This window comes from Candidatus Defluviilinea proxima (assembly GCA_016721115.1).
Lineage (GTDB): Bacteria > Chloroflexota > Anaerolineae > Anaerolineales > Villigracilaceae > Defluviilinea > Defluviilinea proxima.
The window spans coordinates 2083667-2107342 of record JADKIW010000001.1 but is presented as its reverse complement, the minus strand read 5'-3'; the positions used below and the strand labels follow the sequence as shown (position 1 = coordinate 2107342).

Genomic DNA, 23676 nt, shown 5'->3' with positions numbered 1-23676 from the left:
TTTGAACGACAGATTTCAAAATGACTTGTTGGCGTTAGGTGTGCGGCGGGGCGGCGTATTGCTAGTGCATAGTTCACTCCGTTCATTGGGAAATATCCTCGGCAGAGCAGAGACAGTTATCACCGGCATACTGAATGTATTGGGAGATGATGGCACATTGCTCATGCCTGCGCTTTCTTATGAACACGTCACACCTGATCATCCATACTTCGATGTGAATCAAACGCCATCGAATGTAGGTGCGCTTCCAGAATTCTTTCGATTGCGAAAAGGAACGTTACGGTCAGTTCATCCTACTCACTCGGTCGGTGCGGCTGGGAAATTTGCTTCGCTAATCATCGAACGCCACATCGAAGATACAACGCCCTGCGGGCCCAATTCTCCATTTCATCTGTTGCCAAAATACGATGGACAAATCCTTATGCTCGGTTGCGGGCTCGAACCCAACACATCCATGCACGCCATCGAAGAACTGGTCGAACCGCCTTATCTTTACAAACCGCCAATGGAATATCACCTAACACTCACAGATGGCGCGGTCATTATGAAAACATACAAACCGCACAACTTCCGTGGTTACGAACAACGGTATGAACGTATCGAACAAATCATGACACAAGGCTTGCGCCATGAACGCGTGCTCAACGCAGAGTGTTATCTGATCGAAGCAAAGTCTTTGTGGGATTTTGCATTGAATGCATTACGCCATGATCCCTTGTGTTTTGTGAGTAAAACCGAGTGAGTATCATTACAGACATCTATCGCAACATGCAAAGGCGCCACCCCAGCGTTTTGTTTTACGGCGACCCAACCCGCCACGAAATCGCGTTGACCTTCGATGATGGCCCTCACCCGCGCGATACACCGCAAGTGTTGGACGTGTTGGCAAAGCATGGAATCCACGCAACGTTCTTTTTGGTGGGGCAATATGTGGAGCAATATCCACAACTCGTCAAACGCATCCATGAGAGTGGACATCATATCGGGATCCATTGTTATCGTCATCTTCCCTTTCCACTTGAAAACGCTTCAACCCTAAAGGGACAGTTGGATCGATCACGAAATGCCATCGCCAACGCTTGCGGCATTTCTCCCGACACAATACGAGATATCCGCCCGCCATATGGGATATTCACATCACGCACACTCTCCTATCTCACAGAATGGGGCTACCATCTTGTGATGTGGAGCAGTATTCCCCAACATTGGATGCAACCCACAAATTGGACCGTCAGACAAGTGCTCGACGAAACTGTCCCTGGTGCGGTCATCGTTTTGCACGATGGGCATGGACACGGGAGGAAGGTCACGCAGATATTGGAAGTCATCATCCCCAAACTCAAGTCCATGAAATTTCAGTTTGTTACAATTGAACAAATACACAGTATGGAATCAGCCAGCTCGCTGGCGAATACACAGGAGCAAGCTCCTGCATTCCAAAATAAAGGTGAACACAAATGAAGTTACTCAGTATCAACATCGGCAAAGAAAGACAACAGCAAAGAAAAGATTATATTGAAACGACGGGCATCTACAAAATGTCCGTGGACAGACCCGTGGAGATCAAGTCCCTTGGCATCGATGGCGACGCCATCTGCGATACCAAGCACCATGGCGGCGTTGATCAGGCGCTCTACATCTACGGTGGCGCAGATTACGTGTGGTGGTCGAAAGAGATCGGAAGAGAGCTCGCTCCCGGCACCTTTGGCGATAACCTGACCATCAGCGATCTGGAAAGTGCCAAATTCAATGTCGGCGATTACATCCATGTCGGTGAGGTGACCCTGCAAGTCACTTCGCCGCGCATTCCGTGTGGCACATTTGCCACTCGTATGGATGATCCGCACTGGGTGAAAAAGTTCAAAGCCGCAGAACGCCCTGGCTTGTATGTCCGCATTATCAAACAAGGCACGATCAAAGCAGGCGACGAAGTAAGAGTCGAAAAATACACCAAGGAAACAGTTTCCATTGTGCAGATGTATCGCGACCACTACACAAAGGGATATACAGAAGAGACGTTACAACGGTATCTCAACTCCCCCATCGATGTACGCAGTCGCAAGGATATGGAAGAACATCTGAAGGAAGTCTCCGTACAAAAATAAACAACTCAGACGGGCATTCAGCATGCCCGTCATTTTTTGGGGAATTGATATGACGTTCAAGGTGTCTGTACTATGGCAATCGGTATTGCTCATGGCAGGGACCTTATTTGTCGCAGGCGCAGTAGTCGGTGGGATTCACGGTCTCTTTCTCGTGAGATTAGCAGAAAGGGAATGAACTGCCAGCCTTATCCATCAACCTGGAACCTTTTTTCAAAATAACCCGTCCAACTACGCAAGATCCCTTCCCGTGGCAAGGTGTCAGACGCCACTAAGGCTATTTGTCTGACGACTCAGCTATTTTCACGAAAGACGCGGGGCGTTATCCGCGTAGGAGGCTTTTAATCCACATATTTGCTATTTGCGTTTTTAGAAAATATGTTCTATAATCAATCGTCTCTATTCGATCTTGCTAAAGGAGATTCCCCATGATGACCTCACTCGAAAAAGCTGTTCTTACCCAACTTGCCAACATCCAAAAGAAAACAGGTATGTCGCTGGCAGAACTATCCGCTTTTGTGAAGAAAAGCGGCCTCTCCAAACATGGTGAGATTCGTGACATGCTCAAAGAGAAGCTTGGGCTCGGTCACGGCGATGCCAATGCATTGGTGCATGCCATTTTTGAATCGGATGGCGCACGCGCGGCAAAAGGCAAAAGTGCAGATACTGTATTGGATGAAATCTACACTGGCCCCAAAGCTGGCTTCCGCCCCATTCACGAAACGCTGATGAAACACATGGATCGGTTCGGTGAATTTGAGATCGCGCCCAAGAAAGGCTATGTCAGCCTGCGGCGCAAGAAACAATTTGCAATGATCGGCCCCAAAACCAATACACGTTTCGAGGTCGGCATCAACGCAAAAGAACTCCCAAAGAATCCGCGCTTGGTCGAACAACCCAAGGGTAGCATGTGCAATTACATCGTCAACTTGACCGATGTGAATCAAGTGGACGTTGATCTCATCAAATGGCTCAAATCTGCCTATGAAAGTGCAGATGAATAGAAATGATCAAACCAGAAGATTTTCTCAATAACCTCTTTGCCCTATTGGATGAGACCTTCGAGAACCACCACGGCATCTTTCTGGACAAAAACACATCGCTTCTTACCACGCTGGAGACTGTGTCGTCTCAAGAAGCATCGATCCCTGTTGGCGGCAAATGCGCCTCACTTGCCGCCCAAGTCGCACACGTGACTTTTTACCTCGAAGTGTTGGAAAAATACTCCCGAGGCGAAAACCCCGGCAAAGTAGACTGGGGCCACATCTGGCGCACCGTGGAAAAAGTCACGCCAGTGGAGTGGGATGATTACAAAAATAAATTAAGAGATGCGTATCACCGCATTGAGAAAATGTTCCGTGACAATAAAGTGTGGAACGAAGATTCCATCGGCGGCTCGATGGCAATTGTCGTCCATACGGCATATCACCTTGGCGAGATTCGTCAGGCATTGTGCACGTTGAAAGGATAAAAAGTGCCAACCCGTCCACGCTACCCGATGCCCGATTTTTTCCGTGATGCACTTAGTGCACATGGATTGATGGACGCCTATCTTTCACGTCCGCCCTATCAACAGAACGATTACATCGGCTGGATTCAACGTGCCAGGCTAGAAACTACAAAGCAGAAGCGTTTGAATCAAATATTGGATGAGTTGAAAAAAGGGAATGTTTACATGAAGATGAAATGGAATCCAAAATAAAAAATTATGAACAAGAAAACAGAATATCCGCCCCAAAACATTTTTGCCATTACATTATTTACCGAAGATCTCAACAAGGCAAAAAAATTCTATGAATCAGTTTTTGACTTAACGTTAGTATTCGAAGATGGCAACTCCGCTGTTTACAAGATCGGGGAAACACTTATCAACTTATTGAAAGCTACAGCCGCAAGCGAGTTGGTTGCCCCTGCAACTGTGGGAAGTCCCGCTGATGGAGCCCGCCTGGTATTCACAGTCCACGTGGACGATGTTGATGCTATGTGTAAAAAGATAACCGCTCAAGGTGTCGAATTACTGAACGGTCCCATAGATCGTCCTTGGGGAATCCGAACCGCCAGTTTCAAAGATCCCGGTGGTCACATTTGGGAGATCGCGAAATAAACATGTAGGGTCAGGTCTTAGACCTGACCCTACGGTTTTAATCGGACAAAACTATTCTCTAAGAATTATCTTCACCGTTGCAGTTGGAATCCGTGTAATCGTCCGGGTATTCTGGTGCACCCGGGTTGATCTTATCTGAACTATCGTTACAATCCACATCGCTTTTATAGCCATCGCCATCAGCGTCTACGGCACTCCCTCCGCCTCCACCACTCGATTTTGTAGGAGGCACCGTAATATCGGGAGCCTTCTCTTCTGGCAGTTCATTCGGATCGCCATCCAAGGTGCCTAACTGTACCCCTACCCAACAACGTACACCGTTTGGCAACACAACCACCAACCAAGCACTATTTGCACTTCGAGCCTGTGCAGGGACGCTTGCCCCAGCAGAAATATACTCTGCAACCTTGTAATCAAGGCTGGGCCCCGTTCGGCAAACTGCATTACGTGACAATACAAAAGTCTTCGGGCCAGATGGTTCGGGAGTTTCTGTTGCCACATCCTGCTTGCCCGTGCCCCCATTGTATGTTTCATCGGTATAACAGTCCGTACGGAAACGGATTATGTAAGGATCCAGCACGGAATATACGGGACTGCCTGATGCATCGAATGCCTGTAAATAGACCCACAAACCATAGTCAAAATCACTTAACCGTGACAGATCGAATCCATGAGTATCAAGGGTGCCATAATAGTACCAACCACCCGCCGGAGTTCTGATTGGGCTTCGTTCCAATTCCAAGGCTGGGAGAGACCCGGAATTTGCTCCCGAAGCCGCGGTCAGGCGGCTGGAAGCAGTCACACGGCTCACCACACCCGACGGATCGAACAGCTCGGCGTATATATACGCGAGCGAAGCACCCGGATCATCTGGGCACTGCCAAACAGTTTCCGGTTCCACCAAACCATGTAAATACAAAGTATTCTCGACAAAATCTTCAGGCAAGGCACATGGCTGAAACTGGATCTGTCTGCGGTTGATGCCCAATTCATTTCCAGCGGCATCCAAGGCGCGTACTGCAATAGTGAGTGTGTGTTCAACATTGGAAGATAAGCCCCAGCCTAAAACAACCTCGCCAAATGGAATATCTTCGATCACATATTCACCGGGCCCCAAAGACGGATTCGGATTCATCGGGCGCCAATCTTCCCCATTCGGGCCTGTTACTGCCGGGGCAGACCCATCTGTGTTACTAAAACCCCAAGACATTTCCACACTATTCACATCGGCAGTCAAGCCAGATAACCGGGCATTGACACTCATGCGCGTGAATTGACGAGCACAAACGCCAAAAAGAACTACATCTCTGGCAGGCAAGATCGCAATACGCAATGGGCCAGGAACAACCGAGTCAGTGATCGGGTTGGCTGTGGCAGTCGGCGGACGAGATATAACAGAATCAGTAATTGGGTTGGCTGTAGCAGTTGGCGGGCGCGGGAGCGCCATATCTCCCCCGCCCGGAACATTACACGCGCTTAGAAAAAAAACAAACACCATCCATAGCGAAAACAACCTTTTTTGCACCATGCTCATCTCCTTGGTCTAAATTTTGCAGAATTATATGGATAGGAGAATCAACATGCAATCTATCAACAGTACCAATTAGATAAAGCGATCATGAAGGAGCAAGGGCTATTGGACTACTCCTCATGCTCCATTATAGATTCGCTTCAACCAATCGCCTCATTCTCGGACCCTTGAGTTGATTCTGCCAACGATTGGGTGTTTATGCGCCTGATAAAGAAAAGCGCGGGAGAGAGAAGCAGACTTGAGGTCACGAGCGAAGCGACAGCAGAACCCGTTGCCGCGATCACCGCAACGATAGGACCTCCCAACATCTGCCCGATGGCATCCACTTGTCCAAACATCGAATGAACCGTGGCACGGACTTTGGAATCCAGTTTTTGATTCACCCACGCAGTTTGTAGGGGAATGTGAACATCACGCAAGGCGTCAATAATGAGATACAGAATCAAGCTGATGATAAGGATTTGTGAAAGTGCAAAACCAAACATCGCCAGCGAGATGCCCGCCGTCACAACAAGCACAGCACGCCCAATCGCCAACGAACTCGACGAGTCCACACGCTTCTCCACAAAGCGGACAGCAAAGATGGTGAGGATCGTGCCCGCCACGCGCAACGCCGCAAAGAAAGCGACTTGGTTATTCCCAAAGATGACAGGTAATTCGAACGTGTCGAGCAGATGTTTGACCCACAGACGGTCAAAGCCTTCGCTGTAGATACCGTAGAACAAGCCAATGAAGACGATGTTCATGAGGCGCGGTTTGGCACGGACGGTATCCACGCCTTGTTTGAACGTGTACCACATATGTTGCCACGTATTGCGATCTTCGCGTGGGGTGGGGTGAAATCCAGTTTCGGGCATGATGATCGCAAGAATGAACCCGATCAACAACACACCTGCCGAGCCAACACGTAATGGCATGGCGACATTATTTGCACCAACGAGAGTAGCGAGCCCCATACCGATCAGTGATGCGAATAGACCGATCTGTGTGGCACGGATGAAAAGCTTATTGGCATCATCTTCGCCGATCTCATCCGAGATCCAAGCTTGTGTGGCGCCCGAGGTGAATGTGTAGCCTAAACCCCAGATGACCTGTGCCAGCAGAATGGGCAGAAAGGCAGGGAAGAAACCTTCGACGAGAAAACCTACACCCATTAAGATATAGCCGATGATGATCGAAAGCCTGCGTGAGTACACATCCGCGACGATGCCTGTGGGAACTTCAAAGACAAACGCCGAAATTTCAAGCGTTGTGCCGACGAGGATCAGTTGAACAGGCGTCAGCCCTGCGACAGTGGCCTCATACAACGACGTCACAGTGAACATCATCGCAAAGAACATCGCCGCACTAAATTCTATGAATAAATAAACAGTTTTTGCGTTTAACTTTAAATTGGAAAACATATATACCTTGTAAACTCACGGCCCGTCATTGCGAGGGTGATAGCTATCCTCGCAATGACGGTATACTACGCTATCGGGAATACATCTGACAGTTTCTTTGGAAAAAGGATACTCATCAGAATTCGAACATCTTCCCCATACCACCAGCACTCGACAAAGGATGTACTCAATTCCTCAAAACTGCGATAGCCGAACAACATTTGCAGGAATGTGTGGTCGGGGAAGGCAATATCGCCCTCATCATCTTTGGGGACGGGTATCCATTTTTCGATGGATAGTTTACCCTTCTCGATCATGATCCGCAGGCCATCACGATAAAAGCTAACCTTGATCTCACGGCTGTGACCAGCGGCAACCGATTCAGCAAGTCGCTTTTCCAGGACGGGTTTAATGTGATTTAGGAAGGCCACCAGATCAGGGACGCGCACCTGATAAGCATATGGTTCATGCACAGTGGGTAGACCCCTACCAAGCGCTTGATATACAGGATGATGTGCGCCACCCATAAAACCGAACGCTGTACATTCCCCACCATCACGTTTTGCATATTCCTTCCCTGTACTCCAAAGGTAACGGATAACGCTCGGCGTCACATCCAACCATGAAATACCCTGCTTTAACTCATACCAGACGGCGATCGACACTGCTCGGTTTAGATAATCTGAATGTTGAACATATCCAACCAGTTCACCTGTTGGATCTTCGATCACGTTTGTGTTGAAATAATGGACCGCATCCCGACTTTGCTCGAACACTTCATATTGGAACACATCCAAGTTACGCATGCACTTCATCATATGGCGTTGCGTGGCACGCTCATATAAATTGGCAATAAAGGGCAGGTCAGCTTCTACCGCAGGGCGAACAATATACTTTTCCTTCTCCCCCTCTTTCAGTTTTGGAACTTGTGCTTCATACCCCACGCGCCGCCCCACAAAATCGAGCGCCATTTCATATCCAAATTGACGATAGAAATAAGGAATGCCTGTAATGGCTTGTACAAGCAATCCCCGCTCAGCACACCACTTGTGTATCTCATCGAGTTGCACACGGATCAATCCTTTACCGCGATATTCGGGCAATGTGCCTACGAGTTCGGGTCGCCCTACGCCGAACTCAATTCCCTCATAACTCCATGTTTGCGGAATCAAATTCATAGACGAGACAATTCGTCCTGTTGAAGATTCTTCGACGATCAGAAAATCATCAGCGTGGAATGTGGGGTGTTGACGGGTAAGCAGGTCACGGGTCCATGCGCCGAGGCGTTTAGTATCCGCTTCGTCCTCACCGTGGATCAATCCATTAAACGCCGAAAGTGCATCCACATCTTCGGCGGAGGAACGGCGCATGACAAGACCATTCCCAAGGTCACGTAAAATTATTTTTTGTGTGGTTTTCATTTTCATCCTGTGCGGGCAAACATTTGCGGGGAATGCCCGCGCAGGATGTTTGCCGTTAGAGTAAGGCTTTGAGTTGTCGTAGGGCGTCTTCGGGATTTTTGAAATGGATTCCCTTGATGCCGAGTGATTCACAAGCTTCGATATTTTCGTAAAAATCATCGACAAAAACCGCTTCGTTCGGACTCACTTTGAGCTGGTCCAGCGCAATCTGGTAGATCTTCGCTGACGGTTTCGCCACCTTGACCTCCGCCGAAATGACCATATGGTCGAAAGCATCCTCGAACTTCTCTTTGAGAATGTATTCTCGCAAATCATCCCATGCATTGGAGATCAGGCAGGTTTTATGCGTACTTCGCAATGAACGCAAGAAGTCTAGTAATTGACGATCAAGCACATCGCCTGCAAAGAATTCCTCGCGGATCTTCTCGGCCTCCGAAGCAGGTTGTTTCAAACGCTTCATCACGGACAGCCAGTGCGCGGGGGTAGTCACCTCGCCAACAGTTGCCTGTTTCGCCGTTGGGCTGTCAAAGACGATCTTGACGAGTTCATCATATTCCATGCCCAATCGCTCCGCGAGATGCTGACGCGGCGCCTGATATTCGGTACGAAGGATCACCCCTCCCAGATCGAAGATAACTGCCTTTATGCTCATATGTTTGTTGCCTCGTTACAACTCCGAAGAAGTGCAATGGTCGTAGATCTTTATCAATTCCATTTAGAACGCCGAAGGGATGTCATGGCTTTAGTACAAAACATGCCATCCCTTTGGGATTGGGTTACTTGCTCTTCTTTGTTGCCTTGGCAGTGGTCGCTTTGGGTTTGGCGGCAGTTTTTGGTTTCGCCGTTGGCTTCTCTTCTTCTTTTGCGGCTTTACCAGCCCGTGTTCTATGATGCTCAGGCTTGGACTCGGTTTCAGAAACAGGATCAGCTTCCGGCTTGGGAAGAGGCGCCTCCGCTTGCGGGTTGGCGCTCATTTCCTGTTCCAGTTCCTTTAGGGCATCGCGCCAGTTGGGGAAAGTCATCTCCAGTTTTTGGCGTAACACCGGCGTAGCTTTGCGGCAACGTGGACAATGCGCATCGTAGTGGGTCAGCTTGTTGGTATCCATGTGTTGCAATGCATCCAGTTTTTCAACGCGTCCGATGGTGTAGGGGGTTTGGCAAAAAGAACAACGAAGGTTCATGTGGAACTCCTTGATATTGTGTTATTGACCTTTTGCAGAAGAGCCTTTGAAAAAGTGACGTAAAGGTTTCTGCAAAAGGTCATATTCGTTAAAGTGATTGTACACTGATTTCTTTGCCGGGTCTGAGTTCCTTTTCAAAAAGGTCGAATGCCAAATGGACATGCATGCCTGCACTTTCATAGAGGCGCAGTGCACCGGTCAGGTTTTCGGCATCGACGCCGAGGCCAACCATGCGTTGCCCGCGCCGATACAACTCACCAAATGAGTGACGAAGCAACGCAAGGCCAAGTCCTTGTTTGCGCCACGGGCGCAGCACACCCAGTGTGTTTACCCATCCAACATTTGGGTTGTCAAACGCATTTTTGCGGCATAGGCTGATCCCTGCAATCTCATCGCCATCCATGGCAAGGAACCAGAGCGTGGGGTCGAAATTTTCGTCTCCCGTTGAGAAATGTTTGAAACGCTCCAGCCCTTCTTCAAAGGGTGTGTCAATATGGCCAAAGTGGTCACTGAACGCTTCATCCACAACACGGTAGACGGAGACCATATCCGTTTCGGGGTTGAACGTACGCAAAGTAATGCCATTCGGCCATTGTGGTGCCGGAGGAGGGGTTTCCATGTTGATGCGCATGGTATATGAACTGCGGATGCGCTGAAAGCCCATTCCTACGAACAACTTTTGTGATGTATCTGCCTGCTGATAGATACCGACACGAGGCGCAAAGCGTAGATCAGCGGGAAGGTTAGTTATGACTCTTTTAGCGCGTTCTTCTGCCCATGTGAGGAGCCATGTACCGATGCCTTTGTTTTCATAATCGGGATGTACACGCCCCCAAGTCCACGGATGGACAGGCGGGTTGGCGGTTGTCCACACTTCGATGTAACCGACCATCTCTCCGTTCGGTGCGAACACCAAACGAATGTCTTCCATCGGGTCGAACCCAGGCGATTTCCATTCCGTGCGAATCGCATCTGCGTCTGTGATCTCATCTTCATGAATGACTGACCGCGACCAACGGTTGAACAACACGAGGGCGGGTTCCACATCTTCCAATTTTGCCCCACGAACAGTGAAACCTTCGGGAAGTGAAACTTTCAATTGTTCTTGCAAAGATACGTTCATTTGATTCTCCTATTCATGCTCATTAGAGTCGCGCCCGGGGCGCAACTCTTTTTCATAGGTCACAAACTCACTGGCGGCATGCATACCCGCCTTTTGATATAGACGTGTTGCCCCGGTGGGATTAGACGCATCAACACCGAGACCAATTGTCTTTGTGCCACGTTTGTAGAACTCGCCAAAGGAATGGACCAGCAACGAGTACCCCAATCCCTTTTTACGCCACGGACGACGAACGCCCAATGTGCCGATCCAGCCAATTCCCATGCGATACCGATTTTGCGAGAAGCCCGCGACCTGATCGCCATCCCAAGCGATCATCCACAGCGACGGGTCAAAATCCTCGCGGGCAAATTTGCGCAATTCCAATTGTTCAAGCGTCATGTCATGGCTTCCCCAATGATCGCGGAAGGCTTCATTCTGTGCGGCCAATACTGCAAGAGAATGTTCCTCTCGCACAAAAGGACGTAATTCGATGCCATCGGGAAAAACAACAACAGGCGGAGGAGTCGTCAGATCAATATGCATGCGCCAGTGATACCGAATGGGGCAAATCCACAACTTTCATGGACGCTCTTGCCGCTTTCATCATGATTATCCAATGTACTGTGCAAATACACGCGGACATCTGGTTCAGCGAGCGCAATTTCCTTGCGTGCCCGCTCCTCGATCAACTTCATCATCGAGGTGGCAATGCCCAATCCTTTGAATTGTGGGTGAACGTATCCGTCCGTGCGGAGCTTGGAATGTTCGTATTCATTTCCGAACTCTTCGAAACCGACGATGCGTCCATCACTTGTGACAGCGACAATGCCATCTGTTTCAATGTTGAAGCCAGGCGTCTGCCATTCGAGCTTCATCTCTTCCTCGGTCACTGCGACTGTGGTGTCACCATCCGCTTCGCACACATCGTAGACAAGTTGAGTCACAGCGGAGAGGTCGGCCCATTGAGCAAAACGCAGGCTGATCGTTGGATCCAGAACCGCGTCTTTAGTTTGTAGTTTTGTTGTCATGTTGTTCCATCCATTCTTCGCGCAGGATGCTCATCGAGAGCATATCCCAACGCTTTCCTTCTCTATTGAGTAATCCACGTATGCGGCCTTCGTGGCGAAAGCCCGTCTTTTCATAAGAACGGATAGCACGTGGGTTGTATTCAAATACGCCAAGCGATACACGTTTCATGTTGATCTCGGTAAAGGCATAACGCAAAATCACGTTCATCGCATCTGTGCCATATCCCTTATCCCAGAAATCGCGTTCACCAATACCAATCGCGACGAATGTATCGCGCGCTGACCAGTTGTGTACATACAGGTCAATATCGCCGAGCAGTATGTTGTCATCCAATTTACGGATACTAAACCAGTAAAGGCTGGCAGACTGCTCTTCCAATTCCTTTTCGATCCATTTTTTCTCCTTTGTTGTAGATGTCATACGCGCCGCGTCACTATTGAAAAGGCGTATAAACTCTGAATCACGACTCCAGCGGGAAAAGGCTTTGCCTACCTCATCAGCATCCATCGCGCTCAATCGAACAAGCTTGCCTTGCAAAATATCATTCATGAGATTTCTCCATTTTGCATTTGCAACCAATCATCCCGCAAGACTCCCATCCAAAGCGAATCATATCGTTTACCATCACGGCAGATATCGCTTCGGGTTCGACCTTCAAGATAGAACCCTGCTTTCTCATACGAACGCAATGCACGCGGGTTATATTCCAGCAAGCCCAGCGACATGCGACGAAGGTTCAACTCGGTAAAGGCATATTGCAGGCAAAGTCTCATCATATCGGTGCCATAACCCTTGCCCCAAAACTCACGATCACCAATGCCGAGGCCCACCCACCCTTCACTGTGGACCAGATCTACCCACATGGACAGAAAGCCGATGTGCTTATCATCATCCAATGTATGGATCGAGAAGAAATATCGTTTGGGTTGAAAACCTTTTTCCATCTGTTTCTCAACCCATTCCCTTAATTTAGTCTCGGATATAAGCATAGGGGGAGTATCGTCCGCAAGCCTATGGAATTCCGAATCACGTTGCCAACCAACTTCCGCTTTGGCACGTGTCGCCGGTTCTTCCGCTACAAAACGGACTAACTCTCCGCGAAATAAGTCTTTCATTTCCTTCCTTCTCCTTTTGAATCCATCTCCGACTTCAGAACGCTTCACTCTTAAGCCCGAGGCTGATTCAGCCATTCATCTTTCAACAAGCCGAAAACGAACAGATCCCAACAACGCCCATCCCGTTCGAGCGCCTGACGCCTACGCACCTCTTCGACAAAGCCGAACTTCTTTAAAAGTGCGATCACACCTTCGTTGTATTCAGGGACGCGCGCTGTCACACGAAACAAATTCAACTCGGCAAATGCAAAACGGAGCAACATTTGCAATGCCTGTGAACCATATCCCTTGCGCCGATCATCCGCCGCACCGATCCCCAAATGGATGTGAGCATTCCCATTGGACCATTCGATCCATTGCACGGTTGCCTTACCGATCAAACGATCATCGGTCCTGGCACGGATGGCAAAATGGTAGACATTCTTATCCTCTTCCATTTCTTTTTCGAGTTTCTCATACTGCTTCTTCACCATCGCCGCCGACATGGGACGCGCAGGCTCAACCGAATACATACGCATAAAATCTGAATCATGCGTCCATTTCGATTCGATCTCCGGGTCTTTTTCATAATCCATTGGGCCCAAACGAACATCCTGACCTTCGAACAATTGAGTCTGTATATCGAACATGGCATCTCTCCTCTTTCAAATACTATAGGGGCGTTATAAACAAAAACAGCCACAGGCGTTTGCCCATGGCTGAATAGAAAAGAAAATAAAACAGCCGCGGGCGAGTGCACCGCGGCTGTTAACTACATGACTTCGTGTAAATTAACGATGAGCAGGCGCACTACGATAAGGAACAAAACCACCACCGTCTTGAGAACGGAATGATTTCATAGTGAGTTTGTTGGTGTTCATTGCCATTGGTCGTGCGCCTCCTTTCTTTGCAGATTTGTATGTTTCGAGTGTAACACGCAGGTTTGTATCACGTCAAGTAATTAACAGCAGAAAGGTTTATCCCTATGGCTACCTGGAACACAGATGTTGACACGATCCCCCTCCATACGGTGCTGATCGCTTCCGATCACCCAGAAAATATCTCTGCTTTGGAAACCCTCTTTCAGCAAAGGAACTGCATTGTTCTTTCTGAATCGAATGTTGCCAACACCCTGCAAACCGCGCGCCTCGTAGGGCCATCCTTGATGTTGGTTGATATGAAACTTTCAAAAGATAAACGTAATTTCCTCTTGAAGGAATTGCGTACCGCAAGCCGCGGCCCCATCATTTTGATTGCATCTGCAAATTCAGTGGAAGATGTACTCGAAGCAAATAAGGCGGGCGCAGATGAATGTCTTTTCAAGCCTGTCAACCCAGCCGTATTGATCGTAAAAGCCATGGCATGGCTTGGGCACGGAAAACGTCATGACCGCCCAACTCAACCCTACCGTATTCCCAAAAGCCCCCGGCAATCCACAAGCCGCCCATCCTAGGATGGGCGGCTTATTTTTTTCAAAAAGAGTGGACCTGATAAATCTACTGCGGGTTGATATAACCTGCTTGTAGATCATCCAATGTCTTCTGCACGAGTCTTTGTTTTCCGGGGGAGAGAAGGAGCGGGTCCACGTCACCCAGCCCAAGGGGAGATTGAACCGTTACTCCGCCCTGTCCTGCAACCAATTGAGGCCAAGCAGTTTGGATCGCTTTGATGGTGTCCGGCTGGATCGTCATGATCCATCCTCCGGGCCGCTGCTCAGGGCTCACCGTCCCGATCATAGATACGCCAGTTGTGCCAATGTAATTCACAAGGTCCTGAGTATAAATACCCGGATGGATAAAGATCGTCCGTACTTTGTATTGCATGATCAAAATATCGGCATACGCGTGATAATTAGCCTTATCTTCATCGGCGCCGATATCGAGATATTGAGGAAATGTCCAATTGAAATAATAGAATGGACGGCAAAAACCACAATAAAATTTCATGCCGTTTGCATACGCATTGAATGCACGGATCGCATCAGCATCATCCCTTGGCATAAGCATACCGACACGATAATCGTCTGTGACCATGGCGGCCGTATACCCTGCCAAAAACCCAGCGATCTCTGTCTGTGTACTACTCCCCAAAACACTGACATTTCCCCCGGCGGTTATGCCCTGTATGTTGATCGCAAGGAACTGCACATTCGGTGCGGTCGCGGCCAAAGCCGCTATGCCGGGGTCAGCCAAAAGCGCGATCACGATCCGTAGGCCTGGTTCAAGATCGGCAGCTGCCAGAGAGTTGCGCACCTGAAACCTCATTCCAGCAGATTGTGCCAGATCATATACTGTCTTTTGGTATAAGTTCGAAACTTCCGCATCCATATCGGCAGGTACCACGAGGATCGCAAGCGGAATCGTCGGAGTAGCTGTCAGAGTTGGGAGCGGCACAGGTGTATCGGTCGGCACAGGGGTTGCAGTAACAGATGGTGTTTCAGTTGCACCACACGCGCTCAACAACAACCCGGTCACAACCAAAAGAATGATCAATTTAAGACGCACAGGAACTCTCCAAAACTAAGAATGGATGAATTATACACGTGGATTGAGTATGGGCTTAAACCAAGAATCGACCAGCAAAATTGCTGGTCGATTCTAAAACATCGCTTCTTACTTAACTTTGATCTGAATCTTCTTCGGCCGGGCCGATACTGCCTTTGGCAGTGTCAGCGTTAATACGCCTTCTGCGATCTTCGCCTCGACAGCGTCCGCTTCGATGGCGGCTGGCAGGCGCAAGGTCCGCGAAAAAGAGCCGTGAGGCAGTTCCTGCATCAGGTACTGATTCTCATCCTGCTTGTACTCACCTTCAATGCGGACAACATCATCCAGCACCTGAATATTCAAGTCATCGGCAGTGAGGCTAGGCACGAGCGCCGAAAGGATGTAAGCTTCGTCCTCTTCACGGACGTTCACACCAAGGGCGCGCTGATCGTTACCAGCCCAACTACGGGCCACACGGCGATACGGTCTCTGATACGGGTAAGTTTGTAGATAGAAGGTCATGTTTTATCTCCTTTATTGTTGATTGATTGGGTATATGATACAGTTGAGGTATAAACAAAACGGCAGAAAAAGATAGAAAATTTATAAGAAATCGGGGAACTTTCTAGAGCAGTAATCGTCTAATAAGTAAAATTGAATATGGTGAAAGTTCCCCAATATTCAAAAGGAGATTGCGTTATGAAGACCCCATGGATTTCGTTGCTTGTCCTATTTGCAATCGTTTTGGCAAGTTGCGAAACGAACCAAACTGGTGGGGGCAATGAGAACTCATCCCCCAGTGATAATAACCCCCTCTCACCTACAGAAACGCTTGCACCTACTGAAGACCCTTTGCAGGCCCCTACATCACAGACATATCCTGACACATCAAATGTATCGGTCAACAAGTTTATTGACATTGCCCAACTAGACCTTGCAAAACTTCTTAATACATCTACAGACCAGATCGAAATAATAAAAACTTCAGAAATTGTTTGGCCCGACTCATCAATGGGATGTCCAAGCCCCGGTAAAGCGTATACACAAATGAAAATTCCAGGTTATCGCATCTGGCTAAAAGCGGAGAATGTTGAATATGTGTATCACGCCGGAACCAACGGACAGGTTATCTATTGCCCCGACCCAAGCCCGGACAACGCCAACCCGCCCCTTCCAGGGTTAACCAACCCTACCCCTCAGATCGGCGTACCCATTAATTAAGCTAGCAAATTGGCTGTCAAAAAAAGCTCCCCGCAGAAATACTTGCGGGGAGCTTTACTTACATTCAGCTGATATTCACCAGCTTATTCTTACTTACTTCTTTGTATTGAACGTTGACGGACCAACTTTAACCCAGATCCAGCCATCGAACTCGCTCAAGATGCGAATTTCGACACCGAATGCAGGCAGAGGTACGCTTGACCAGCCATAGTGACCAATGGCCGGGTTGGGCGGATTCCAGTAGCTGATCGTATCATCAAAGAGTGAGTTACCTAGCAAACCACCATAACACTTCTTGATGCTATTGGCGTTCAAACAGATCTTTGGAGTTCGATCAACGCTGAAAGTTGAATCGTAGGCTTGAACACGCGGACGCCATGCCTGCCCGTTATCCGGACGGATCATCAAATCAGAATGCGCGTCGATCGGCAGGAAGAGTCCACCACAACGCCCGGAAGCACAATTATCACCAACATTATTATCCGGGAAGGAATAATCCAGGTACCAAATCAACAAACCGTCATCATACGGGTAATGTTCTACCCAATTTTGCAGGTTTGGATTATCCAGGAAGCCGAAGTTGTAAGGACCAGTCTTAAGTGATTTGTCATATCCAACATACTTGCGATACTCTGCAACATAGTAGTTGGGGAATGATTGGGTCACCGTGCTACCTGTGCGGATGAAGCCAACATAGGTCCAGCCTGCATCGGTCTCTGCATCGTCAAGTGGCTGACCAGAGATGCTAATATCATCAACGAAGATACCAGGGTTAGCAACTGCGCTGTCTGTCCAATAGAGGAAACCGATATCTACTGTTTGACCTGCAAACGCTGTAAGATCTGCAGTCAGATCCACCCAATCAGCTGACGCGCCGGTGATACCTTCACCAAAGTTTTGGCCATTCGGATCATCAGAAGTTGACAGGTTCGTATTAACCGGGGTCCCGTTAACAGTCAGGTAGGCATAATCCCAGTCTAATTCAATATCATAACGGACCTTGGCTGAGAAAGATGCCGCATCAGCGGGCAAGGTTACTGAGCGGGACATGCTGTTGACAAGATCATTTCCAGAACCTGAGAAATAGAAGAAGTCGCCAGAGTATGGATCACCGACAGGGAAATCAACTTGCTTGTCGGGCAACGCCACAACCAACATTTGAGGATCATTGGTATTGAATTCAGAAACACCAAGTTTTACATTTGTCTTTTTCTTGGGTTCGGATGCCCAATCCACAAGCTTGTAATTTGACCAACCTAGGAAGATCTTCTCGTAAGCACTCATGTGGACCGGCTTTGAACCGATACCGTCTTGCGGTTTTCCGGTGCTACCATAAGAACCGCTAGCATATAGAGACCAGAACCCAACTGAGTTTTCGGCGCCACCAGTGTTGCCAGAAGTATCGTAAAGATCCGGTAAACCGAGATCGTGGCCAAACTCGTGTGCAAATACACCTACACCACCATTCTCAGGTTCAACTGTGTAATCGCCGATCCAATAGCTGGAACCACCAACCTGGACACCACCAAGCGGGTTGAAGCCCGGACCAGTGAGGCCAATGTTATTGTAGTAAGCATACCAGCGATGACTCCAAATGGCGTCTTCACCTAGTGAACCACCACCGGTCTCTTCGCCTTCACCGGCATGAACTGCCTGGAAGTGGTCGATGTAACCATCGGGTTCATTGAAATCACCATCGGCATCGTAATCATAGCGATCCCAAACATCAAATCGACTCAGATATGCATCGATCTCTGCGGGAGTCTTACCGGCCGCGATTTGCGCGTTATACCAGACCGCTGCTGAATCACGAACAAACAGCCATGTTGTTGCACAAACAATAGATCCGCAGTAATTTGAGCCATATCGAGATGCATTATAAGGGACCTGTACCCAATCAGTTACTTCGCCATTAACTGTATAGCGGTTCGATGATTGCTCGATGTAGTAATTGCGCATCGAGACAGCTCCAGGAGCCTCTGAGAAAAGCATATTCTCATAATAGGCCTTATTAAAATTCGAAGTCCATATGGTTGTATTATCTACTGCACGGTTGGGTTGTGGAATTTGATTATGAAGGGGGCCAGCTACACCTCCATATGATGGATGAATTTGGGTTCCAAACTCTCCAATAATGGTCCAGATGGTATCTTCACCTTCGCGTTCCAACTCCACATAGCGATCACGATAAGCTTCATAAGGCCCATCATGATGATCTACCTTTCCTTGAAGTTTGGCATTCACACCCTGAAGTCTCTGTGCCAACTGAACAGTTCCGAGCGGATGAGCCGCATTATCAACATCGGAAGCAAACATTGGATCCGGTGATGGAGGCGGTGTAGGTGCAGCGCCAGCAACAGGGACAATTGCGATAATTAAAATCGCTACAATCAAAAGAATACTAAACGATTTTGCTTTCATAAACTATTTTCTCCTCTTAACTAGTTTAGGCTTACGTAGACACTACTTGCTCAAAAGTTTCTGTACTTAAAACTCGCCACCTCCTTTATTAAACAAAAAGCCGCCGAACAAAAAATTCGGCGGTCTGGCGGTCTGTCACTTGTACGCACCAACTGGCAGATCCATGACTTTGCGTCCCCGCCTCACGACGGGTTTGCCTTTACGACAATATTAATAATATATTAGTTTGCATTAAAAGGCAAGAAGTCAAACGGGGCATTCGTTCTGAAAAAGTTACAGCGGTATAATCGTGCCCTATGTCCAAACGCTTTCTCACACTTTCTATCGTTGTGGTGGCTATCCTAGCCACAATCGGTGCGGGCATTTACTACTGGTACAGCCCCAATGCGGGACGTATGCTCTCTTTTCGCACATGGATGAATAACCCCGCCTCTCATCCGGACTGGAAACTGGTCGCCGGTACCCAATGCGGATCTGCGCCTTTCCTCTTCCCCACCGATGGATTTGTCGGCTTTCTTTGGGGTGACTCCATGGGACGACTTCACACCCATCAAGGAATAGATGTTTTCGCAGGGACAGATGTCAACATCACGCGTGTAATTTCTGCCTACCCAGGGTATCTCACTCGCCTGCCAGACTGGAAATCATCAGTCATTGTGCGTGTGCCCGAAGACCCGCTAAAACCCGGCCGCCAGATATGGCTCTATTACACTCACATGGCAGACAAGAATGGAGATTCCTTTATCTCTGAAGATTTCCCGCCCGGCACCTCGGAAAAATATATCGAGGCGGGAACCCTTCTTGGCTATCAAGGTGATTACTCTGGCGATCCAAGTAACCCTGTCGGCCTCCATCTGCATTTCTCCATTGTGGAAGATGATGGTAACGGGCAATTCAAAAACGAACTAGATATCAAGAACACCATTGACCCTTCACCTTATTTGGGATTACCGTTGAATGGATACGAAAACCGCGACCAAGTTCCCTTGTGTAAATAAATGAACAATATCAAAGATAAAGTTGTACTCATCACCGGGGCTGGCAAAGGAAGTGGACGCCTGCTTGCCCAGGCATTGGCAAAACATGGCGCGATCATTGCGGCCAATGACATTTCACCGATCAATGTGGAAGAAGTTGTCGATGAGATCAATCAATCAGGCGGTCATGCCAAGGCCTATGTCGAAGACGTCGCCAAGAAGGTGGGAGCACAGAATCTCATCATGCAGGTAGAGGATGACTTTGGCCGCGTTGATATCCTAATCAACCATGCATCGGTCGAACCGCATGTTGGATTGTTGGAAATGGATGAATGGGATTGGCATCGTGTATTGGATGTAAATATGACCGGCGTGTTTTTGATGACGCAAACTGTGGGACGGTTAATGAGAAAACAAAGCTCAGGGGTGATGATCAATCTCCTTACGCTGAATCAAGATCCAGTCAAGAATGAAGCGGCTTTTGTCGCCAGTATGAATGGTCTGGTTGGATTCACCCGTCAAGCGGCGCGTGAATTAAATCCGCATGGCATTCAAGTGTATGCAGTAGAGACAGGAGATGGGGTTGTTGAACGGGTCTTTGCGCTGTTGGAGGAAAAATGAAAGAGTTGAATGAATACCGCAGGCACTTAATGAACAGATTGCTTTCTGCGACGAAAGAATTTCGCGATGCATGTCTGGCTGTAAAAGATCTCCAAGCGCCACTTGATGAGGGCGGTTGGAACGTTCACCAGATCGCTACACACACACGTGATGTTCACATGCTGGTATACAGGTTTCGCGCGCAAAGAACTGCTGAGGATGAAGACCCGGAATTCCAGAATTTTGACGGTGATGCCTATATGGCGGAGCATTATGATGCAAACAAACCGCTCAAACAACTTTTGGATGGGTTCGTTGCCAGTGTGGAATCATTGCTCATAACTTTGGGCCGATTGCCAGCGGAGGCTTGGTCACGAACATCACGTCATGTCACACTGGGAAGTGGTTTTACACTGCAAACATGGATCGAACGCGATCTCGCCCACATCGAGGAGCATTTGAAGATCGTAAAGAAAGGGGAATAAAAGTTACGTGTTACAAGCACACGCACAGCTTGTAACACGTAATGGAGCTACCAAAGGGGAAAGCCAATTAGGGTGAAAACCCAATGAAACAAAGGCTCGTAAATTTGCAGACCGATCCACGCAATCGCGATGCCAAACACAGCACCGGCAACAATATCCGAAACATAATGCACGCCCATGGCAACGCGTGCCAGTGCAACAAGCGGGGCCCAGATCAACAAAGCTACTGCCAAACCGGCAGGGCCCAACCCTAAAGCAATAAATGCGATAAAGAAGGATCGTGCCGCATGACCGGATGGGAACGAATGTGGATCGGTGCTCCGATAAATACCTCCCCACTCGCCTTCTGGACGCTTCCTCCGCACGAGGAATTTGGTTCCCATCACCAAAACTGCCAGTACGCTGATGCCGACAAATTGCACGACAGCCCACTTCTTCCAAAACGCATCGCCGCTCGCCCATAATGAAAAGAGACCGATGGCCCAAAACCATGAGTCACCGGAATGCGCGAAGAATGCCGCAATGGAACGCAATGCGCCTGGCTTTTCAGCCACGCGCATTTTGTTTGAGAGTCGTGCATCCAATTCAAGAATAGGACGCAGGTTCATTTCTTTTTAGGTGCTACTTTCGATGTGGTTTTTGTTTTTGCAGGCGCGGCTTTTTTAGCCGCAGGTTTCTTTGTTGTAGCCTTTGGTTTTGCAAGCGGTGCGGGTTGTAACTTCGCGATATCCTCACGTAAAAGTTCCAATTGATGAGGCTTGTCCACGTCCATACAGGCTTCGGCATGCGACCAGATGATGGCGCGTCCCTTAATGCCTATGCGATCACAGACTTTTGTGACGAGGTCTTCCAAGGTAATACTGCGCGTGGCGACCTGTAGCAAAGTTCCCAACCCAATGAGGCTCGCCTGCCTGAGCGGACTCTTGCGATTGCCGATCAACGACTCCCACAGATCAAGGTGTTCTGTAGCCATGCGGACGTGTGTAACGTTGATGTCAGCGCCACAGAGTTCGATGCCCTTTAATTTTGTGTACGTACGTTTGGAACCAGGGTAACGCCCTTCCATAACTTCACGTGTGCAAACGCCATAATAGATGTCGTCCTTGGTTTGCATTGTTGTTTCTACAAGCCAATCCACCATTTCGGGTTTGAGAGCAGGAATATCAGCAGAAACGACAAGCACGTACTTGCTCTTTTTATCCAATTGCAAAGATTTACCGATGCCTGCCACAATATTGCCAAGCATACGTCCCTGATTGGAGATAAAGTGTATGGGCTTCTTGCATGTAAGCCCCACCTTGGGTGAAAGGCCGGTCACAATGACATTGTCAACGTGTTTCGCGTCGCCCAATGCATCAAGAACCCACTGGATCATGGGCTTACCTGCCACATCGATCAGCGCCTTCGAATCGCCTCGGGAATAACTGTAAAGTGGGTCTTCAGGCTGGGGTATTCCACCCGCAAGTACAACTGCATCCATAAATTCTCCTGGTGATTTGCGATTTCAGATTTACAAGTTTGGGTTATTCGCCAATCGTAAATCGTCCATCAAAAATCGTAAATTAGTTTAGTTCCTGCAACTGCGGTTCGAAACCGAGCTTTGCAAGCAGTTCATTGTATTCGTCCCACGTCAACGGACGGTTCTTACCAGAGATAGCGACCAAGGCGGCTTCCATCATGTTCGTGCCAAAAGAACGACCTTCCAATACAGGCGTGGTCGTGACGAGATATTTGACGCCGCATTTTCTGAACAATTCCACATCTTCAGGGGTTGTCGTGTTGGTAACGACAATCTTGCCTTTCATATCATCGGGCATATAACGTTTGATGTAATGACAGTCACCGGCAACCACTGTGACATCTTTGAAATATTGAGGATACTTAGGTCTACGTTCTTCCTGTTTCTCACCGGTCGGGTAAATCCAATCAAAGGGCAGGCGCAAAGCGATAGGTAATAACAGTGAAGCTACAAATTTGATCTGCTTGGCAGTATGCAATGGAATCGGAATATCCAATGAAAACAACATATCGCCAAAGGTACACTTAAACCCCGCGTCTAGAAAGGAACTCGTGAGCCCCCAACGATCAGAGCCCGTCATCACCATGGCTGTCTTGCCATTCGCATTGATGTAATCACCAAGCTTTTCCATAACAAATGGCGCGGCTTTCTTTTCAAGCGTGTTTCGCAGGCCAGAACCATCCACTACCGGGGTTTTCTTGATGAAGCGCACCATCGGCTTTACGGAATGAAACTCATATTTTTTCCCGTCGATCACCATGCTCAGGTCCCCGCCGCCCACACCAAATGCATCCACTTTGCCGTCGAGTTCTTTGTATTTCAAGGCGGCGGCTTCCATATCACCGTCTGTGCCAATACGTTCGATGCTCACTTTTTCACCCAACAAAGTTACTTCCACAGCTTTGTTGCGTTTTGATGAACCAATACTAATGCTGACGGCCTTTTTCATGAGAGCTCTCCTAAAGATACGATAGAGCTATTATACCCAGTGCAGTCACAAATTGCGCTTTTTCAAAAGCAG

Annotated in this window: 30 protein-coding genes and 1 riboswitch; of the genes, 13 read left to right on the top strand and 17 right to left on the bottom strand. The window is 48.5% G+C overall.

All coding sequences use genetic code 11. The features are described 5' to 3' along the window. The first annotated feature begins 1 nt into the window (after position 1). The 8 genes from IPP66_09810 to IPP66_09775 all read left to right on the top strand — a co-directional run bounded on the left by IPP66_09810 (position 2) and on the right by IPP66_09775 (position 4206). Entirely contained in the window at positions 2-742 is a 741-nt protein-coding gene (locus IPP66_09810; protein ID MBK9925574.1) for an AAC(3) family N-acetyltransferase, read from the top strand. Beyond that, the gene (locus tag IPP66_09805) at positions 739-1461 is read left to right on the top strand and encodes a polysaccharide deacetylase family protein (GenBank protein MBK9925573.1); all 723 of its coding nucleotides are present in this window, start codon (positions 739-741) and stop codon (positions 1459-1461) included. Before IPP66_09810 ends, IPP66_09805 begins: the two co-directional genes overlap by 4 nt. Continuing rightward, positions 1458-2105 carry an MOSC domain-containing protein gene (locus IPP66_09800; protein ID MBK9925572.1) on the top strand — a complete coding sequence of 216 codons (648 nt, stop codon included), beginning with the start codon at positions 1458-1460 and terminating at the stop codon, positions 2103-2105. The genes IPP66_09805 and IPP66_09800 overlap by 4 nt, the downstream gene beginning before the upstream one ends. Before the next feature lie 22 nt (positions 2106-2127). Then, a complete protein-coding gene (locus IPP66_09795) occupies positions 2128-2280 on the top strand; it encodes a hypothetical protein (protein MBK9925571.1) in 153 nt (50 codons plus the stop codon). Between the two features lie 253 nt (positions 2281-2533). Beyond that, on the top strand, positions 2534-3106 hold the full coding sequence (locus tag IPP66_09790) for a DUF4287 domain-containing protein (protein ID MBK9925570.1): 573 nt from the start codon (positions 2534-2536) through the stop codon (positions 3104-3106). 2 nt (positions 3107-3108) lie between these two features. After that, complete coding sequence (locus tag IPP66_09785) at positions 3109-3573, top strand: hypothetical protein (protein ID MBK9925569.1); 465 nt, start codon at positions 3109-3111, stop codon at positions 3571-3573. 27 nt (positions 3574-3600) lie between these two features. Further along, entirely contained in the window at positions 3601-3804 is a 204-nt protein-coding gene (locus tag IPP66_09780; protein MBK9925568.1) for a YdeI/OmpD-associated family protein, read from the top strand. 6 nt (positions 3805-3810) lie between these two features. Further along, complete coding sequence (locus tag IPP66_09775) at positions 3811-4206, top strand: VOC family protein (protein ID MBK9925567.1); 396 nt, start codon at positions 3811-3813, stop codon at positions 4204-4206. A 58-nt stretch (positions 4207-4264) separates the two neighbouring features. Here the strand turns inward: IPP66_09775 and IPP66_09770 are convergent, their stop codons facing one another. From IPP66_09770 to IPP66_09720, 11 genes are all read right to left on the bottom strand, one after another. After that, a complete protein-coding gene (locus tag IPP66_09770) occupies positions 4265-5341 on the bottom strand; it encodes a putative metal-binding motif-containing protein (protein ID MBK9925566.1) in 1077 nt (358 codons plus the stop codon). A gap of 536 nt (positions 5342-5877) precedes the next feature. After that, the gene (locus IPP66_09765; protein ID MBK9925565.1) at positions 5878-7140 is read right to left on the bottom strand and encodes an MFS transporter; all 1263 of its coding nucleotides are present in this window, start codon (positions 7138-7140) and stop codon (positions 5878-5880) included. 65 nt (positions 7141-7205) lie between these two features. Then, positions 7206-8540: a GNAT family N-acetyltransferase gene (locus IPP66_09760; protein ID MBK9925564.1), complete on the bottom strand. Its 1335-nt coding sequence runs from the start codon at positions 8538-8540 to the stop codon at positions 7206-7208. Positions 8541-8595: 55 nt separating this feature from the next. After that, on the bottom strand, positions 8596-9192 hold the full coding sequence (locus IPP66_09755; protein MBK9925563.1) for an HAD family phosphatase: 597 nt from the start codon (positions 9190-9192) through the stop codon (positions 8596-8598). A gap of 124 nt (positions 9193-9316) precedes the next feature. Then, positions 9317-9721: a hypothetical protein gene (locus IPP66_09750; protein ID MBK9925562.1), complete on the bottom strand. Its 405-nt coding sequence runs from the start codon at positions 9719-9721 to the stop codon at positions 9317-9319. 88 nt (positions 9722-9809) lie between these two features. After that, positions 9810-10844, bottom strand: a complete 1035-nt coding sequence (locus IPP66_09745) for a GNAT family N-acetyltransferase (GenBank protein ID MBK9925561.1) — start codon at positions 10842-10844, stop codon at positions 9810-9812. Between the two features lie 9 nt (positions 10845-10853). Continuing rightward, the gene (locus tag IPP66_09740; protein MBK9925560.1) at positions 10854-11369 is read right to left on the bottom strand and encodes a GNAT family N-acetyltransferase; all 516 of its coding nucleotides are present in this window, start codon (positions 11367-11369) and stop codon (positions 10854-10856) included. Further along, on the bottom strand, positions 11354-11854 hold the full coding sequence (locus IPP66_09735; GenBank protein ID MBK9925559.1) for a GNAT family N-acetyltransferase: 501 nt from the start codon (positions 11852-11854) through the stop codon (positions 11354-11356). Before IPP66_09735 ends, IPP66_09740 begins: the two co-directional genes overlap by 16 nt. Beyond that, positions 11832-12404: a GNAT family N-acetyltransferase gene (locus tag IPP66_09730; protein ID MBK9925558.1), complete on the bottom strand. Its 573-nt coding sequence runs from the start codon at positions 12402-12404 to the stop codon at positions 11832-11834. Before IPP66_09730 ends, IPP66_09735 begins: the two co-directional genes overlap by 23 nt. Next, positions 12401-12970, bottom strand: a complete 570-nt coding sequence (locus IPP66_09725) for a GNAT family N-acetyltransferase (protein MBK9925557.1) — start codon at positions 12968-12970, stop codon at positions 12401-12403. The genes IPP66_09730 and IPP66_09725 overlap by 4 nt, the downstream gene beginning before the upstream one ends. A 50-nt stretch (positions 12971-13020) precedes the next feature. Beyond that, positions 13021-13599, bottom strand: a complete 579-nt coding sequence (locus IPP66_09720) for a GNAT family N-acetyltransferase (GenBank protein ID MBK9925556.1) — start codon at positions 13597-13599, stop codon at positions 13021-13023. A 335-nt stretch (positions 13600-13934) separates the two neighbouring features. On the opposite strand from IPP66_09720, the gene IPP66_09715 reads away from it, so the two are divergent. Beyond that, complete coding sequence (locus IPP66_09715; GenBank protein MBK9925555.1) at positions 13935-14402, top strand: response regulator; 468 nt, start codon at positions 13935-13937, stop codon at positions 14400-14402. A gap of 43 nt (positions 14403-14445) precedes the next feature. On the opposite strand, the gene IPP66_09710 is transcribed toward IPP66_09715, so the two are convergent. Both IPP66_09710 and IPP66_09705 read right to left on the bottom strand, forming a co-directional pair. Next, complete coding sequence (locus IPP66_09710; GenBank protein ID MBK9925554.1) at positions 14446-15453, bottom strand: hypothetical protein; 1008 nt, start codon at positions 15451-15453, stop codon at positions 14446-14448. Positions 15454-15561: 108 nt separating this feature from the next. After that, on the bottom strand, positions 15562-15954 hold the full coding sequence (locus tag IPP66_09705) for an Hsp20/alpha crystallin family protein (protein ID MBK9925553.1): 393 nt from the start codon (positions 15952-15954) through the stop codon (positions 15562-15564). Between the two features lie 177 nt (positions 15955-16131). On the opposite strand from IPP66_09705, the gene IPP66_09700 reads away from it, so the two are divergent. Then, complete coding sequence (locus IPP66_09700) at positions 16132-16653, top strand: hypothetical protein (GenBank protein MBK9925552.1); 522 nt, start codon at positions 16132-16134, stop codon at positions 16651-16653. Positions 16654-16746: 93 nt separating this feature from the next. Here the strand turns inward: IPP66_09700 and IPP66_09695 are convergent, their stop codons facing one another. After that, positions 16747-18969 (bottom strand): immune inhibitor A, encoded by a 2223-nt coding sequence (locus tag IPP66_09695; protein MBK9925551.1) that lies wholly within the window; start codon positions 18967-18969, stop codon positions 16747-16749. Between the two features lie 220 nt (positions 18970-19189). Beyond that, positions 19190-19282, bottom strand: a riboswitch (cyclic di-GMP riboswitch). 88 nt (positions 19283-19370) lie between these two features. On the opposite strand from IPP66_09695, the gene IPP66_09690 reads away from it, so the two are divergent. Genes IPP66_09690 through IPP66_09680 form a run of 3 tightly spaced genes read left to right on the top strand, consistent with a single transcriptional unit; the run spans position 19371 to position 21136 of the window. Next, a complete protein-coding gene (locus tag IPP66_09690; GenBank protein ID MBK9925550.1) occupies positions 19371-20072 on the top strand; it encodes a hypothetical protein in 702 nt (233 codons plus the stop codon). Then, positions 20073-20672, top strand: a complete 600-nt coding sequence (locus IPP66_09685) for an SDR family NAD(P)-dependent oxidoreductase (GenBank protein ID MBK9925549.1) — start codon at positions 20073-20075, stop codon at positions 20670-20672. After that, on the top strand, positions 20669-21136 hold the full coding sequence (locus IPP66_09680) for a maleylpyruvate isomerase N-terminal domain-containing protein (GenBank protein MBK9925548.1): 468 nt from the start codon (positions 20669-20671) through the stop codon (positions 21134-21136). Before IPP66_09685 ends, IPP66_09680 begins: the two co-directional genes overlap by 4 nt. A 47-nt stretch (positions 21137-21183) precedes the next feature. Here IPP66_09680 and IPP66_09675 read toward each other — a convergent pair whose 3' ends face one another. The 3 genes from IPP66_09675 to IPP66_09665 all read right to left on the bottom strand — a co-directional run bounded on the left by IPP66_09675 (position 21184) and on the right by IPP66_09665 (position 23604). After that, positions 21184-21744 (bottom strand): phosphatase PAP2 family protein, encoded by a 561-nt coding sequence (locus IPP66_09675; GenBank protein ID MBK9925547.1) that lies wholly within the window; start codon positions 21742-21744, stop codon positions 21184-21186. Further along, on the bottom strand, positions 21741-22616 hold the full coding sequence (locus tag IPP66_09670; protein MBK9925546.1) for a nucleotidyltransferase family protein: 876 nt from the start codon (positions 22614-22616) through the stop codon (positions 21741-21743). The genes IPP66_09675 and IPP66_09670 overlap by 4 nt, the downstream gene beginning before the upstream one ends. An 82-nt stretch (positions 22617-22698) precedes the next feature. Next, positions 22699-23604, bottom strand: coding sequence for a quinate 5-dehydrogenase (locus tag IPP66_09665; protein MBK9925545.1), 906 nt, complete (start codon positions 23602-23604; stop codon positions 22699-22701). Between the last annotated feature and the right edge of the window lie 72 nt (positions 23605-23676).

Excerpts from the sequence above, each read along its gene's own strand:
- IPP66_09760 (MBK9925564.1), bottom strand. The coding sequence starts at position 8,540 with ATGAAAACCACACAAAAAATAATTTTACGTGACCTTGGGAATGGTCTT.
- IPP66_09715 (MBK9925555.1), top strand. The coding sequence starts at position 13,935 with ATGGCTACCTGGAACACAGATGTTGACACGATCCCCCTCCATACGGTG.
- IPP66_09795 (MBK9925571.1), top strand. The coding sequence starts at position 2,128 with ATGCCCGTCATTTTTTGGGGAATTGATATGACGTTCAAGGTGTCTGTA.
- IPP66_09735 (MBK9925559.1), bottom strand. The coding sequence starts at position 11,854 with ATGACAACAAAACTACAAACTAAAGACGCGGTTCTGGATCCAACGATC.
- IPP66_09680 (MBK9925548.1), top strand. The coding sequence starts at position 20,669 with ATGAAAGAGTTGAATGAATACCGCAGGCACTTAATGAACAGATTGCTT.
- IPP66_09775 (MBK9925567.1), top strand. The coding sequence starts at position 3,811 with ATGAACAAGAAAACAGAATATCCGCCCCAAAACATTTTTGCCATTACA.
- IPP66_09740 (MBK9925560.1), bottom strand. The coding sequence starts at position 11,369 with ATGCATATTGATCTGACGACTCCTCCGCCTGTTGTTGTTTTTCCCGAT.
- IPP66_09725 (MBK9925557.1), bottom strand. The coding sequence starts at position 12,970 with ATGAAAGACTTATTTCGCGGAGAGTTAGTCCGTTTTGTAGCGGAAGAA.
- IPP66_09730 (MBK9925558.1), bottom strand. The coding sequence starts at position 12,404 with ATGAATGATATTTTGCAAGGCAAGCTTGTTCGATTGAGCGCGATGGAT.
- IPP66_09780 (MBK9925568.1), top strand. The coding sequence starts at position 3,601 with ATGCCCGATTTTTTCCGTGATGCACTTAGTGCACATGGATTGATGGAC.
- IPP66_09720 (MBK9925556.1), bottom strand. The coding sequence starts at position 13,599 with ATGTTCGATATACAGACTCAATTGTTCGAAGGTCAGGATGTTCGTTTG.
- IPP66_09790 (MBK9925570.1), top strand. The coding sequence starts at position 2,534 with ATGACCTCACTCGAAAAAGCTGTTCTTACCCAACTTGCCAACATCCAA.
- IPP66_09800 (MBK9925572.1), top strand. The coding sequence starts at position 1,458 with ATGAAGTTACTCAGTATCAACATCGGCAAAGAAAGACAACAGCAAAGA.
- IPP66_09705 (MBK9925553.1), bottom strand. The coding sequence starts at position 15,954 with ATGACCTTCTATCTACAAACTTACCCGTATCAGAGACCGTATCGCCGT.
- IPP66_09670 (MBK9925546.1), bottom strand. The coding sequence starts at position 22,616 with ATGGATGCAGTTGTACTTGCGGGTGGAATACCCCAGCCTGAAGACCCA.
- IPP66_09695 (MBK9925551.1), bottom strand. The coding sequence starts at position 18,969 with ATGTTTGCTTCCGATGTTGATAATGCGGCTCATCCGCTCGGAACTGTT.
- IPP66_09690 (MBK9925550.1), top strand. The coding sequence starts at position 19,371 with ATGTCCAAACGCTTTCTCACACTTTCTATCGTTGTGGTGGCTATCCTA.
- IPP66_09745 (MBK9925561.1), bottom strand. The coding sequence starts at position 10,844 with ATGAACGTATCTTTGCAAGAACAATTGAAAGTTTCACTTCCCGAAGGT.
- IPP66_09755 (MBK9925563.1), bottom strand. The coding sequence starts at position 9,192 with ATGAGCATAAAGGCAGTTATCTTCGATCTGGGAGGGGTGATCCTTCGT.
- IPP66_09770 (MBK9925566.1), bottom strand. The coding sequence starts at position 5,341 with ATGAATCCGAATCCGTCTTTGGGGCCCGGTGAATATGTGATCGAAGAT.
- IPP66_09750 (MBK9925562.1), bottom strand. The coding sequence starts at position 9,721 with ATGAACCTTCGTTGTTCTTTTTGCCAAACCCCCTACACCATCGGACGC.
- IPP66_09785 (MBK9925569.1), top strand. The coding sequence starts at position 3,109 with ATGATCAAACCAGAAGATTTTCTCAATAACCTCTTTGCCCTATTGGAT.
- IPP66_09765 (MBK9925565.1), bottom strand. The coding sequence starts at position 7,140 with ATGTTTTCCAATTTAAAGTTAAACGCAAAAACTGTTTATTTATTCATA.
- IPP66_09665 (MBK9925545.1), bottom strand. The coding sequence starts at position 23,604 with ATGAAAAAGGCCGTCAGCATTAGTATTGGTTCATCAAAACGCAACAAA.
- IPP66_09685 (MBK9925549.1), top strand. The coding sequence starts at position 20,073 with ATGAACAATATCAAAGATAAAGTTGTACTCATCACCGGGGCTGGCAAA.
- IPP66_09675 (MBK9925547.1), bottom strand. The coding sequence starts at position 21,744 with ATGAACCTGCGTCCTATTCTTGAATTGGATGCACGACTCTCAAACAAA.
- IPP66_09700 (MBK9925552.1), top strand. The coding sequence starts at position 16,132 with ATGAAGACCCCATGGATTTCGTTGCTTGTCCTATTTGCAATCGTTTTG.